8 protein-coding genes and 1 pseudogene are annotated in these 14,501 nt (G+C 41.1%); 2 read left to right on the forward strand and 7 right to left on the reverse strand.

Annotated features, from left to right (window positions below; genetic code table 11):
• Positions 1-406: 406 nt before the first annotated feature.
• Positions 407-7,381, forward strand: a complete 6,975-nt coding sequence (locus IM485_RS18980) for a Calx-beta domain-containing protein (RefSeq protein ID WP_287744998.1) — start codon at positions 407-409, stop codon at positions 7,379-7,381.
• Between the two features lie 617 nt (positions 7,382-7,998).
• On the opposite strand, the gene IM485_RS18985 is transcribed toward IM485_RS18980, so the two are convergent.
• From IM485_RS18985 to IM485_RS19005, 5 genes are all read right to left on the reverse strand, one after another.
• Positions 7,999-9,435 (reverse strand): NADP-dependent isocitrate dehydrogenase, encoded by a 1,437-nt coding sequence (locus IM485_RS18985; protein ID WP_104396779.1) that lies wholly within the window; start codon positions 9,433-9,435, stop codon positions 7,999-8,001.
• 216 nt (positions 9,436-9,651) lie between these two features.
• Positions 9,652-10,227, reverse strand: coding sequence for a hypothetical protein (locus IM485_RS18990; protein WP_238142007.1), 576 nt, complete (start codon positions 10,225-10,227; stop codon positions 9,652-9,654).
• A 26-nt stretch (positions 10,228-10,253) separates the two neighbouring features.
• The gene (locus tag IM485_RS18995) at positions 10,254-10,469 is read right to left on the reverse strand and encodes a hypothetical protein (RefSeq protein ID WP_104396778.1); all 216 of its coding nucleotides are present in this window, start codon (positions 10,467-10,469) and stop codon (positions 10,254-10,256) included.
• 481 nt (positions 10,470-10,950) lie between these two features.
• Positions 10,951-11,136, reverse strand: coding sequence for a hypothetical protein (locus tag IM485_RS19000; protein WP_104396776.1), 186 nt, complete (start codon positions 11,134-11,136; stop codon positions 10,951-10,953).
• Between the two features lie 53 nt (positions 11,137-11,189).
• The gene (locus IM485_RS19005) at positions 11,190-11,678 is read right to left on the reverse strand and encodes a helix-turn-helix domain-containing protein (RefSeq protein ID WP_287744999.1); all 489 of its coding nucleotides are present in this window, start codon (positions 11,676-11,678) and stop codon (positions 11,190-11,192) included.
• 402 nt (positions 11,679-12,080) lie between these two features.
• Between IM485_RS19005 and IM485_RS19010 the strand changes: the two genes are divergently transcribed.
• Positions 12,081-13,721 (forward strand): calcium-binding protein, encoded by a 1,641-nt coding sequence (locus tag IM485_RS19010; protein ID WP_104396775.1) that lies wholly within the window; start codon positions 12,081-12,083, stop codon positions 13,719-13,721.
• Positions 13,722-14,065: 344 nt separating this feature from the next.
• Here the strand turns inward: IM485_RS19010 and IM485_RS19015 are convergent.
• Together IM485_RS19015 and IM485_RS19020 are read right to left on the reverse strand one after the other, a co-directional pair.
• Positions 14,066-14,272 (reverse strand): annotated as a pseudogene (locus IM485_RS19015) (type II toxin-antitoxin system HicA family toxin).
• Positions 14,269-14,475 carry a type II toxin-antitoxin system HicB family antitoxin gene (locus IM485_RS19020; protein WP_002758550.1) on the reverse strand — a complete coding sequence of 69 codons (207 nt, stop codon included), beginning with the start codon at positions 14,473-14,475 and terminating at the stop codon, positions 14,269-14,271. The pseudogene IM485_RS19015 and the gene IM485_RS19020 overlap by 4 nt, the downstream one beginning before the upstream one ends.
• Between the last annotated feature and the right edge of the window lie 26 nt (positions 14,476-14,501).

Below are 14,501 nucleotides of genomic sequence, written 5' to 3' on the forward strand. Positions count from 1 at the left end.
AATTGTCTCATCAATTTTTTGATAATTGACCACTGTTACATTTGGTAAATCGAGGAGTTGATCAAAATTTATCCACATAACCCACCTCCTGTTCTGTGTTACTATTATACCATGCTCACACAGAACCTAGAAGAGCCAATAAACAATCAAAATATTGTTTATTTCTTTTTGTTGCGATTGAGTATTTATACTGAACTTTTGTCCCTAGGATTTCTATAATAGTGTTAGGACAGCTAAAAAGTTAATTTGCGATTCGTTGACTGGGTATATGTAGTCAAGCTCGACATTTTTATAACAGTTCTAGTCACAATTATCTGGTAAAAGTGTGGGTGATTTTTGTAGGTTAGTTTCCGACTAATCTCCGCTCGGTTTTGCTTGGAATCACAGCTAAGAGAAGGGGTAGATTATGAGTAACGATTATTCTCTCTTATTCGATGGGACTGATGACTATGTAAGTATTCCCCATAGTTCAAATGCGGTCACAATCGCTATTATTGATGATGATATACCAAAACCTGGAACTTTAGCATTTAGTAATGCTCAATTTACGGTTAATGAAGACGGAACACCTGTTAATGTTGTCATCATTGATCGTACAGGTGGAAGTAATGGACAAGTTGGCGCGACGATAGCTTTAAGTGATGGAACAGCTAAACGTCCTCATGATTATCCTAATAATTCTATCCCTGTCACCTTTAATAATGGGGAAACCTCTAAAACCATTAATATTCCCATTGTAGATGATCTCCAATTTGAAAGTAATAAAACCCTTAATTTAACCCTAACAAATGCCACAGGTGCCGCAACAATAGGCACACAAGACAAAGCAACTTTAACGATAGTTGACAACGAAGTTAATCAAGTAATCATCCTTGATGAAGGACAAACAAAACTGATTAATAATGCTGTTCTTAAAGCTGTTGAAACTAATAAGTTACCCACAGAGATTATCTATACCTTAACTGATTTACCTGATAACGGTCAGTTAATTCTCAATAATCCCACTGGTAAAGCATTATCATTTGATGGAAGTAATGACTATATCGCTTTAGGAAATCCTAATGCGTTACAAATTACTGAAAATCAAACAATTGAACTATGGATTAAGCCAAATCATTTTAATTACAGACAAAATCCTTTTAACAAAGCTTGGGGAGGCGAAGGAACTCTTACTCTTGAAGGAAACGTGAGTTGGGCTGCTGACGGAACTGTTCATTACTATTATGGAGTCACTGGTAGAGACTGGGGTAGTAGTGGAATAAATTATCAAGCATTTAATACTAATCAAAGTCTAAATATTAATCAGTGGTCTCATCTTGCAGTTGTAAGAGATTTTAGCAATCAAAAACTTAGTTGGTATATAAATGGAGTAAAAGTTAATGAGACATACACCATATTTAATTCAGCAACACCGAGTAATAATCCTATCTATATAGGGACAGGATATACAAATTATTTTAATGGCTTAATTGATGAAGTTAGAATCTGGAATAAAGCCAGAACTCAAGCTGAAATTCAAGCTGACATCAATCGTCAATTAACAGGTAATGAAACTGGATTAGTCGGTTATTGGAACTTTAATGAAGGTTCAGGAAATACGGTTACAGACTTAACTAATAATCATAATAATGGCACAATTTATGGTGCAACTTGGACTACTGGAATTGTACCCACCAGTACAACTTTAAAACTAGGTGATACTTTCAGCCAAGCTGATATAGATAATGGTCTTTTAACCTATCAACATAACGGTAGTGAAACCACATCTGATAACTTTAAATTTACCCTTGCCGATGTCAAAAATGAATTTCAGGTTAATACCTATACAACTAATAATCAAGGATTTAATGATAACTACCATCAATCATCAACAACAGCTTTAAAAGATGGTGGCTTTGTAATTGTTTGGTCATCCCAAGGACAAGATGGCAGTGATTGGGGAATCTATGGGCAACGTTACGACATTAATAGTAATAAAATAGGCAGTGAATTTCAAATTAATACCTACACTCAAAATGCTCAATATAACCCCTCAATTACAGCTTTAAATAGTGGCGGTTTTGTTGTGGTTTGGGCATCTAAATTACAAGATGGAAGTGGTAATCCTATTTATGGACAACGCTATGATACTAATGGCAATAAAGTAGGCAGTGAATTTCAAATTAGTACCTATACTCAAGATACCCAATGGTGGGAACCTTATCCTTCAGTAACAACTCTTAATGATGGTGGTTTCTTTGTCACTTGGGCATCTGAATCAGGAGATGTTGATGGTAATATTTATGGACAACGCTATGGTGCTAATGGCAATAAAGTAGGTACTAATTTCCCAATTAATACTTATACTTCTGGAATCCAAATACAAGCGGCCGCAATAACCCTAAATAATGGTGATTTAATCGTTGCTTGGCAATCCTATCCTCAAAATAATGGTCATTGGGGTCTTTATGGACAGCGTTATGACAACAATGGTAATAAGCTAGGCAATCAGTTTCAAATTCATTCTAGTCCTTATTATGATTGTTCTGGCCCGAAAATAGCTGTATTAACTGATGGTGGATTTGTTGTTACTTACGAATCTGGAAACTGGAATGGAAATGGTATTGATGGTAGTGGTTATGGTGTTCATGGACAAAAATTTGACTCCACTGGTAATAAAATAGGCAGTGAATTTCTAATTAATACTTATACTACTGGAAATCAATTTTATCAATCTGTAACTGCTTTAGGTAATGGTGGATTTGTTGTTGTTTGGCAATCCCAAAATCAAGATGGTAGTGGTTATGGTATTTATGGACAGCAATTTGACGCTAATTGTAATAAGATTGGTAATGAATTTGCCATTAATCAATACACAGCTAATAATCAATGGTTTCCTGCCATAACAACCTTAGCAGATGGAAGTTCTGTTATCATTACTTGGACATCAGAAAATCAAGATGGTAGTGAAAACGGTATCTATGTACAAAAATTTAATACCAGCGACCCACCTATTTCTACTTTTAACATTACTATTAATAATGTTAATGAATCACCAACAAATATCCAAATAAGCAAGAATACCATTGATGAAAATAGTCCCAACGGAACAGTTATCGGCACATTAACCACCACTGATCCCGATCCCAATAATACCTTTACTTACAGCTTAGTTGATAATGCAGGGGGACGTTTTGCCATTAATGGTAATCAATTAATTGTCGCGGATGGCAGTAAATTAGATTACGAAACTAATCAAAAGCATACTATCACTATTCGGACGCAAGATCAAGGCGGATTAACCTACGATCAATCTTTTGATATTAACCTAATTGATGTGGCTGATTCTGGTGTAATCGCTTTCAGTCAAGCTACTTATACAGTCAAAGAAGACGGAACACCTATCACCGAAATTACCCTAACTCGTAGCATTAATACTCAGGGACAAGTCAGCGTTACTGTTACTCCTAGTAATGGTACGGCAACCTCACCATTAGACTACAATAATACACCGATTACAGTAACATTTGCTGACGGTGAAACCGAGAAAACTATCACTATACCCATTGTCAAAGATACTGGTTATGAAGGTAACGAAACCGTAAATTTAACCCTCGGTAATCCTACTAATGGCGCAACATTAGGAACGCAAAAAACAGCCATTTTAACCATTGTTGATACTCCTATCACTTATTATCTAACTACGGCAACAACTTGGACTGATGCACAAGCACAAGCGCAAGCAGTGGGAGGTAATTTAGTTACCATTAATGATGCAGCAGAAAATCAATTTTTAGTTAATGCTTTTGGAGGATCAGAACTCTTTTGGATTGGTTTAAATGATGTTGCACAAGAAGGTGTGTTTAAATGGATTAATGGTGAACCTGTTACCTATACCAATTGGAATAGTGGTGAACCCAATAATTATGGAAATGAAGATTATGTTCATTTTAATTGGGGTAGTTCAGGACGTTGGAATGATATACCTAATAGTGGTTATGGTGGACTCCATCGGGGAATTATTGAAGTTCTCAATGGAACATCTGCCATTACCGAAGGAGATGACACCCTTTACGGAACACCAGGAAATGATACCATTGACGGATTAGGCGGAAATGACCAGATTTTTGGACTAGCAGCAAACGATAATCTCTTGGGTGGAATCGGGAATGATACCCTTAACCCCGGTTTGGGAATCGACACCGTAAATGGTAACGATGGAAGTGACTTACTACTCCTCGACTACTCTACCCTAACCAGCAATATTACCTCTACCAATACGGGTACAAGTGGCACAATCACCACCACTAATAACAGCGTCAGCTACACCAACATCGAAGCAATGAACGTTCAGGGTGGCAGTGGCAATGATACTATTTACGGAACCTCTGGCAACGATACCATCTTTGGCAACGGTGGTGCAGATTACCTCATTGGTGGTGACGGCGATGATAGTCTCGATGGCGGCGCAGGTAATGATACCCTCTATGGTGGGGCAGGAGATGACACCCTCAATGGTGGTGTGGGAGATGATACCTTTAACCTGAGTGGTACAGGCACAGTTATTGGTGGCGATGGGGATGATATCTTTATCTTCTATGGCCCCTATACTGGTATCATTGACGGCGGTGGCGGTAACGATCGCATTGACATAGCACCGGGTTATTCTGGAAATATCATTTTCCCCGCAACTATCACCGGCATAGAAAGCGTAATTGTACCCGGAAGTGGTGGTAACGACTACCTCATCGGTGACGATGGTAATGATTCCCTCAATGGACAAGATGGTAACGACACCCTCGAAGGACGCGGCGGTAATGATAACCTTTTAGGTGGTACAGGCAACGATGTCATCTACACTGGTTTAGGAATAGATACGGTAGATGGGGGGGAAGGCATCGACCACCTGATTGTAGACTATTCTAGCCTAACAACTCCAGTCTCCTCAATCTATAGCAATGGTTCAGGAAGTATCAACACCACTGATAACCAAGTCGGCTATGCTCGCATTGATAGATTAACCTTAATCACCGGCAGTAATCAAGATTTTTTGGCAGGAACAACCGGCAGTGATAGCCTCGATGGACAAGCAGGTAATGACACTCTTTTAGGAGTTGATAGCCATAGCCTCACCCCGGGTCTTAATGAAATTGATACAATGACGGGAGGAACAGGCAGCGATCGCTTTATACTAGGTGATGAAAGTTGGTGGAGTTACGATGATCGCAATCATAGCAGTAATGGTGCCACAGACTACGCCCTAATTCAAGACTTTAGCTCGATCGAAGATGATGTCGTACAACTGCACGGCGACAAGAGTTATTATCGTCTAGAAACCGTCAATAACGATACCCATCTCTACTTAGACCAGCCGGTGGGTGAACCAGATGAACTTATCGCTATTTTCGCCAATCTTACTGGTTTAGAACTGAACTCGGCCGCTTTTGTCTTCATTGCTGCCGCTATAGAATTGCCGCAAGTCAGTCTAGCGGTTAATCCCAGTAATGTCAATGAAAACGGTTCACCGAACCTTATCTATACCTTCACTCGCACTGGAGACAAAACTAATTCTTTAACCGTTAACTTCAACGTCAGTGGAACGGCTACTTTCAGCAATGACTACACCCGTAGCGGGGGTAATAGTTTTAGTGCAACAGCAGGTTCGATTACATTTCTAGCCGGCTCATCCACAGCTACCCTGACCCTCAATCCCACCGCCGATAATATCGTTGAACCCCATGAAACCATTGGCATTACCCTCACCAGTGGCACAAGTTATACGATTGGCACAACCGCAACCGTGACAGGCACAATTAGCAATGATGACGGAGATCCCAACAACAACGAACTCATCGGCGGTAGTGGCAATGATAGCCTCGGCGGACTAGCAGGTAACGACACAATTATCGGTAATGCCGGCAATGATACCCTCAATGGCGGTGCGGGTGTTGATAGCTTGATTGGAAATGCAGGCAACGATACCTATATCATCGATGACCTTAACGATGTCATTGTCGAGAATGCCAACGAGGGAACCGATACCGTTCAAACTTCGATTAATTTCGACTTAACAGCAACCAATCTAGAAAATATCACCCTGTTAGGAACAGATAACCTCAATGCCACGGGAAATGGTTTCAATAACACCCTAATTGGTAATGACGGTAATAACCTACTGCAAGGATTAGCAGGTAACGATAATCTCGATGGTAAAGCAGGTAACGATACTCTCGTTGGTGGTGCTGGCAATGATACTTATACCATCGATGCCGGTGATACGATTGTTGAAAATGCCAACGAAGGAACCGATGCCGTAAAAGCGGGTTTCAGCTACATTCTCGCTAATAACCTAGAAAATTTAACCTTACTCGCTACAGGAAATATTGACGGCACCGGTAATAACAGTAACAATGGCCTGACAGGAAATAACGGCAATAACCGACTGGAAGGATTAGCAGGTAACGATAACCTCAATGGGGGATTAGGTAATGATACTCTCGTGGGTGGCAGCGGCAATGATAACTACACCATTGATGGGGGAGATACCCTGATAGAAAATCTTAACGAAGGAACTGATACTGTCACAGCTAGTTTTACCTATACTTTGGGAGACAACCTAGAAAACCTCAACCTCAGTGGCAATGCTGCTATTAACGGTACTGGGAACACCCTAAACAACAGTCTTAACGGCAATAGTGGCAATAATCTTCTTCTTGGGTTAGAAGGGAATGACTCTCTTGATGGAAAAGCCGGTAATGACACCCTCGAAGGAGGCGCTGGTGATGACGCTTATACCATTGATGCAGGGGATACAATCACAGAAAATGCTAACGCAGGAACTGATACGGTCAAAGTTGGATTTGCTTCCTATACTCTCACCGCTAATTTTGAAAATCTGACTTTAACGGGAACTGTAGCTATTGATGGGACAGGCAATAACAGCAATAACCTACTAACAGGAAATAACGCCGCTAACACCCTTACCGGACTAGACGGAAACGATACCCTGCTAGGCGGTAGTGGCAATGATACTCTAGTTGGCGGCAATGGTAATGATGTTCTCACCGGGGGTTCAGGACTTGAACAATTTGTCTTAAATGCACCGGGTGGTGGGATTGACTCAATTACCGATTTCAGAGTCATCGATGATACCCTGGTGGTTTCTGCGTCTCAATTTGGGGGTGGATTGACGGTGGGAACAGCTATCGATTCTAGTCAATTCCGCATCGGCGCCGGAGCCACCACAGCAACGACTGCTGACCATCGTTTTATCTATAATTCCACCAATGGAGCTTTATTCTTCGATGCCGATGGTAGTGCCACTACAGCTATGGCGATTCAGTTAGCTACCCTCTCCCCACAATTAGCTTTAACTGCTGGTGATTTTATCGTTGGAGTTTGATAGCGCGGTAGAACCCCCCAAAGGTTTGGATTGAGAAAAACGCTAAGAAATATTAAACTATGTAGGGCTTGCTGAATAAGTCCCCAGAGCGGATCTATAACCCACAGAACTGGCAAAATGGTAGTTTCGTCGCTTAGTTTCTGAATTTTATCTGGCGATTGCGCAGGAAAGTGCCAGGGTTTTGGCTCTTCTCGACTTTGTGTGATAATTTTTGCTTATGGAATCCTGAAGTGCTTATGGAGCAAGACTTTTAGGACTATTTCGCCGAAGAAACTATCAGTATAGACCTCGTTTCCACACAGAAGCCAGAAGAGCCTGGTTTTGATACTAAATCCGTTGAGTACAGGATAGTTATGAGGAGAGGCACTCATGCAAAGGGGAATAAATAATCAGTTTTTAATAACCGGATTTAGTATGAGTCCCTCGGATCGATTTCTCAACGTTTGTTTCCGGTACTTTTCTTGAAAAAAAAGTCCCCAAACCGTTTTCTAGTAAGGCTTTCACCTGTATTCAGCAGCCCCTAAGTAACCATTAGCAAAACCTCGACGGCAAAACGGGGTTTATTTTGGGGATTTTCCGAAAAATAGGGCAGTTTTCAGGCTACCCTAACCAGAAAATTAATCCGCAAAATGGGAGATAATCGCATCGGCAAATTCGGAACATTTCAGGGGAGGATTAACGGGAGGTTCCATCAGACGCGCTAAATCGTAGGTAACTTGTCGATTAGCGATCGCCGCCGCGATGCCTTTTTTGATCAAATCGGCCGCTTCTTGCCATCCCATGTATTCCAACATCATCACCCCAGAAAGAATCACCGAACCGGGGTTAATTCGGTCTAAACCGGCGTGTTTAGGGGCTGTGCCGTGGGTTGCCTCAAAAATAGCGCAAGTATCGCCAATATTCGCCCCGGGTCCCATCCCTAAACCACCCACGATCGCCGCTGCCGCATCGGAGAGATAATCGCCATTCAGGTTCATGGTAGCGAGGATCGAGTATTCATCGGGACGGGTTTGGATCTGTTGGAAGATACTATCGGCAATGCGATCGTTAACCATAATTTTATCTTTCCACTGGCCATGGCCGTGGGTTTCCCAGATAGCATCGAGAACACTGGTAACTTCTTGACAGATTTTGGCTTTTTTCTCGTCCGTGAGGGCATCATAACCCGGTTCCACCATACGGGCGTTATCTTCGATGCTCAAATCTGGGTTTTTCTCCTTATTGCTCAGGATCCATGATTCCATCTCGGTAACGCACACATCCCGGAATTCACTTTTAGCTAATTCATAACCCCAATCCCGGAACGCTCCTTCGGTATATTTCATAATGTTACCCTTGTGGACAAGCGTAACTTGATTTTTCGGTTTCGGTAAAGTCAGCGCTCGTTCGATCGCCCGGCGGACTAATCTTTGGGAACCTGTCTTACTAATTGGTTTGATTCCGATACCCGCATCGAGGGGAATTTGTTTTTTACCGTGTTCGGGAGTGGCGGGAATTAGTTCGGTGTTGAGATAATTAATCAGTTTATCGGCGATTTCCGTGCCTTGTTTCCATTCGATACCCAGATAGATATCCTCGGTATTTTCCCGATAGACGATGACATCGAGTTTTTCCGGGGTTTTATGGGGGGAAGGGGTTCCCGCATAGTAACGACAGGGACGAACACAGGCATAAAGGTCAAAAATCTGCCGCAGAGCCACATTCAGGGAACGAATGCCGCCACCGATGGGAGTGGTCAAGGGACCTTTGATGGCAATACCATATTCTTTAATCGCTGTCAAGGTATCTTGGGGTAGATATTGATAGGTCCCGTAGATTTCGCAAGCTTCATCGCCAGCATAGACTTTAAACCAATGGATTTTCCTTTGACCACCGTAGGCTGTGGCGATCGCTGCATCGATAACTTTTTCGGTTGCAGGCCAGATATCGACCCCCGTACCATCACCGCGAATGAAGGGAATGATCGGATCGTCGGGAACTAGAGGTTTTCCCTCAGAAAAAGTAATTGTCGAGCCTGTTGTCGGTGGGGTAATTTTTTCGTAGCTCACAGTCATGGGCTTCCAGAAACAGTATTTATCTATACGTTGGGAGTCTAGCGCCGTCAATATCTATACTCAGGGATTTTGGGTAATTTCTTAAAGATTCCCTTGCTGGCAGCAACTTCGTACCTCACCATTAAGATAACTGCTATAGCTAAGACTCTTTTCAGCTGCCCGCGTATTTAAGCTGCATTATATTCTGTTTTATAGGTAGTGTCTTGATTATAGGCTTCAATTAATTGGTCGTGGTAGTTTAGGATAGAGCCAGCAATGAGAGCCGTTAAATTTTTCCAGTTTATTAATACTTGCATCTTGTACCTCTATGAAAAGTTCTTGTTCAAAGTTTCTTAAGCTAAAAATCCCGACAAACGAGTAGATAAACAGGATACTTTTTGCTTTTGATATATCATAGGTAAAGTTACACTCTTGCGTTTTATAATTGATGGTAAAGTCTTGTTTTTCCTGAAGCCAAATTTGCTTTTCTGTTAAGGTACCTTCAGCAAAGAAAACTTGACACTGAACCGTTCCTTGTAGCGGGGTTTTGGCTAAGATATATGGTCCGAAAGGTTTTCCTTGGATGACAGCCAGTTTTTCCCGAAACTCTTCTGGACGCGGTTGATTAGAGGTGTTTTCTCCAGGTTGTTGGCTGATGGTAAAGCAACCCGGAGTTAGCACAATAATCGGGAGATTGCTGCTATTACTTGAGTCAACCAGTCCGGCTTTAATGTGTTGAGCCGCATCAGTAATTACGCTTGCTAAGGTCTCAACTAGCAGGCTGATTATTCTCAAAACTAGGTTTTGAATCATGGCAGTTTTGGGGAATATTAACTACTTCATTGAGAGAGAACTTCTACTTTTTTAGCGTCGTCAAGATTTTCTTCTTCCTCAGCTTTAGCGAGTAACTCTTCTAATACTTGAATCGCACCACTGATGCGCAGCATGGTACTTTTTAGATTAGACTCTTGTATTTCTAGATCAGCTAACATTTTTTGACCAGACTCATATTCGGCTTTGAGTTGTTCGATGCGTTCTTTGATTTGTTCTTTCATGGGAATAAATCGTGGGAAAAGTTAGTTTTTAACCTAGTGGACTGTTTCAGCTAAAATAGGGCAATAGATTTTGGCTTAAAGTCTTAGATTATAGAATTTATAGCATTTTTCTAATACACCAAATTAGCTGAAACAGTCCAGTACCACAAAAATTGGTAACTGCTCACCGCAATAAACGGAGAGGTAAGATGGAGCAGTTAGATGTATGCTGATACTAAATCCTGTTTTAAAAAGATGATAACAATCAGTCATAAGTTAGCCAATGATAGTTAGTCAAGTTTTTAATTTCATTAGTCATTATTTCGAGATACTGACAACGAGTTATCAGAATTTCTTCTATTTCTTCAATTGTTTCAAAATACTCATTAACCAGAGGTTTATCTAGAGACAACAATCTCTCGGCTGGCTGTAGTTCTGGCGAATAAGCCAGTAGAAAATCGAGCGTGATTCCATCGGGAACTTCAAGTTTTTGACTTCTATGTCACCCAGCATTATCTTGTACTAATAGGACAATTTTTTCTGCCGATAACCCGACATCTTTTCCAAAAGATTGATAGACTAAACTTAACCATTGATGATTAACTCTTGGGATCAAATACCAGAGTGTTTTGCCTGTTTTCGGCTCAACAAATCCGTAAACATATAACCATTCATAACGATGATGCACTAGGGCAGAAGGCCTTTTTCCTATTGGAACCCAGACTTTTCTAATGATTGGTTTTAAGCCAACTCGATGTTCGTCAAAGAACCAGATTCTATCTGAGAATTGGAAAATTTATCTCTTAATTCTTGGACTTTTACTGGTAAATTTTGCTTAAATTTTTCTTGTTCAACTGGGTCTTCCTTTTTATGTTTTGGATTGGGTTTTTGACAAGAATATCTCGACTTTTTCAAGTAATCCCATCCCCTTTGATTCCAAACTTTTTCTCGCCCCGTTTCCTTTTCTATCCATCTGGCTACCTTCGGGCCTGTCCAGATTCCTCCATCCGCAGGACGTTCTTTCAGTTCTTCTTTTAATTTTTGAAATTGTTCTTCCTTCAATAAAGGTTCTCTTCCTCTCTGATGTTCCGTACTTTTTTTCTTGAGATTTTTAACTTCTTCTTCTCCTAATTCATTATATCTCGTGAGAATTTTAAAACTACATTGATAATCTAACCCCACAGCTACTGCTGCATTTTTGCTTGTCCATCCTAACGATATTTGACCCAATAAGTGCCATCTTCTCGTTTCCACTGAGTCTTGACTGCTTCTGTATCTATCTTTACAGTTCCTCTGAACTTAGATGTTCGGCTAAGTAAGCTTTCTTGGGCATTTTATTTCCTCGTCTTTACTCATTTTATTATAACAGGATTTAGTATGACACCCCCCCCGAACGGTTACTGGTGAGCGCCAGATTGATAGTGATCGCCTGATTGGTAGCGCTCGCCAACAAAGAGTATACCTGAACTAACAAGCTTGACCTCTCTCGTCACGAAAGCTTGACAAAAGTTTACGTATCGTAATATTATGTTGCAATTGTTAACAAGCCGCGGGTTTCAGTCGGTGCTTCTCTAGCAGCACTGAAGGTCAAACGAGGCAAATCCATAACCAATACAGATAAACGAGGCAATCATGGCTTTTATTTTTGGTACTCCTTTCAATAATTTGTTGTTCGACCAAAACAGTGCTGACGTAATTCTGGCTGGTGCTGGCAATGACACAATTTACCTGATCAACGACGGACTGACAGATTCCGCCCTTGGCCAGCAGGGAAATGACTATTTTTATGTTTTAGATCGTACTGGCAGTAACCTTGTTGATGGGGGAACTGAGTTTGATACGGTTAACTATAGTTTTTTAAACGAATCGATTACGCTGAAGGCACAGGGAATTCTTCAGAAAGCTAGTGGTGGTTCCGATCTCCTTGTCAGTATTGAGTCGATTGTGGGAGATGTGGGAGTTGGTATTGTCAACACCATTGATGGCTCTGGTTCTGGCACTGCTTCTTTAGACGTGAACTTAAGCGGGAATAGTTTGATAGTTAACGGTACTGGCGCACCCTCGCCCCTAAATTTCCAAGTCTTTAATTTCAATAATGTTCGGGGTACTGACAATAATGACAAGATTGTTGGTAATCAAAATAACAATGTCTTTTTTGGCAGTCGGGGGCATGACATTTATGATGGCGGTGCTGCTGGTTTTGACACGGTTGATTACAGCCAATTAGGTCAATCAATTACACTGAAAGCACAGGGGATTGTTGATAAGGGAAGTGCTGGTGTTGACCAACTGCTAGGCAACCCAACTATTTTTACTCCCAGCATTGATCGCATTGTTGGTGCTACTGGTTTTAGCAATCTTATTGATGGGCGCGTTTCTGGTACTACAACAACTTCATTCAATGTTGATCTAGCACAGGAGACACTCACTGTTTCAGGAATTGGTACGATTAAGGTCGCCAATTTTGTCAATGTCATAGGGACAGCAAATTCCGATGCAATTGAAGGTAATGCTGGCAACAACATTCTCCTCGGACAGCAGGGTAATGATATCATCCGAGGGGTTAATGAAACTAGTCTAAAGCCTGGTCAAAACGAGTTAGATATATTGGTTGGCGGCTCGGGGTCGGATTCCTTTATTGTTGGAGATTTCTTCAGCAAAGACTACTACTTGTCTCAGAGTACAATTCTCGATTCGTTCGGGGACAATGACTACGCTTTGATTGTCGACTTTACTATCGGTGCTGATCAACTGGCTTTAAGCTTCACCAATCAATACTTGTTTAACTCATTTGGTTTTGGTGTTGATATCTATGCCAATATTGGTAGATTTCAGGGTTTAGACAGCCGAGATGATTTACTGGCCCGAGTCCTGTTTAATTCTCCTGTAAATTTGCCAGTTCCCCCCGCGTTAAGCAGTTTGAAGTCCTCACAGGGTATCTTAGCTCCAGAAACAGCAATTGAGCCAGCACTGGTGACTGATAAACTAACTGGTGCCACTACTGGTCAACTAACTGGTGCCACTGTAGTAAACGCCACATCGGATGCTACCAACGTTGTAAGCGAGAGCCAGCTACAATTTCAAACAATAGACGAAGTGTTCAATTTCGCGCTGAAAAATCAGGTTAAGCTTCCTGAATTGAAGGAAAACGAATCTCTTGGCTCAGTCTTCACGGTTGAAACTCTTCCTAAAGAGATTGCCAGTATTTTTGCTCAACCGAACCTTGAAGATGTTTCTTTACTACAGACTGCGAATAACTTGGTGATCGCTTAAAATTAAAGTTCTCCTTAACCTTTCAGGGGAGTGAGGAGCGATTTACTTCCCACGCTGTATTGTTTGCCATCAGCGTTGGGAAGATGTCATACTAAATCCGTTGAGCCTAGGCTACTTATGAGGAGAGGCAAGAGGCAGCCGTAGGGTGCGTTCCCCAAGGTCAGTCCTATCGCTCCAGCTATCAATTTTGGGGAACGCACCATGCACATTGATTGAAACTGTGAAGCTACTGCGATCGCCGATCTTGTAGGGTGCGTGTTTGCGGTTACTAATTCTGATGAAAAACTAAAATTAATAATCGGCCGTAACGCCCAAATTTATCATCAAATTGGTGCGTTACGTTGTCAAATATCATCTTCAGTTAATCCTGAATCTTTGAGAATACCTTTTAATGTTCCTATCGGTAAATCTCGATTTCCATGGGTTGGTATAACAATAATTGCAGAAACATTTTCTTTGGTATATATATAATGACTTCCTTTAATTCTTGCCAATTTCTAGCCAAATCTTTCAACGACTTTACATAATTTTTTACCTGAGATTGACTTCATACAGAAATCTCCACTAATTGCTGATTCTCTTTTCGATCAAGTAATTTTTTTTCATGAGAAACTTCTAACCAGCCTTCTATTGCCTCTTTAACCATGACCATCAAATCATCATAATTTTCTGCCCAAGTATGACAACCAGACAAAGCTGGTACATTTGCACACCAAACATCGTCTTCTTGCCAGACAACCACTTTGATATTCATAATAAATATTTTTTATTGACTGAGAT

The organism is Microcystis sp. M169S2 (genome assembly GCF_020245865.1).
Taxonomy (GTDB): Bacteria; Cyanobacteriota; Cyanobacteriia; order Cyanobacteriales; family Microcystaceae; genus Microcystis; species Microcystis ichthyoblabe_A.

Coding starts and splice junctions, on each gene's coding strand:
- IM485_RS18980 (WP_287744998.1), top strand. CDS start 407: ATGAGTAACGATTATTCTCTCTTATTCGATGGGACTGATGACTATGTA.
- IM485_RS18985 (WP_104396779.1), bottom strand. CDS start 9,435: ATGACTGTGAGCTACGAAAAAATTACCCCACCGACAACAGGCTCGACA.
- IM485_RS18990 (WP_238142007.1), bottom strand. CDS start 10,227: ATGATTCAAAACCTAGTTTTGAGAATAATCAGCCTGCTAGTTGAGACC.
- IM485_RS18995 (WP_104396778.1), bottom strand. CDS start 10,469: ATGAAAGAACAAATCAAAGAACGCATCGAACAACTCAAAGCCGAATAT.
- IM485_RS19010 (WP_104396775.1), top strand. CDS start 12,081: ATGGCTTTTATTTTTGGTACTCCTTTCAATAATTTGTTGTTCGACCAA.
- IM485_RS19020 (WP_002758550.1), bottom strand. CDS start 14,475: ATGAATATCAAAGTGGTTGTCTGGCAAGAAGACGATGTTTGGTGTGCA.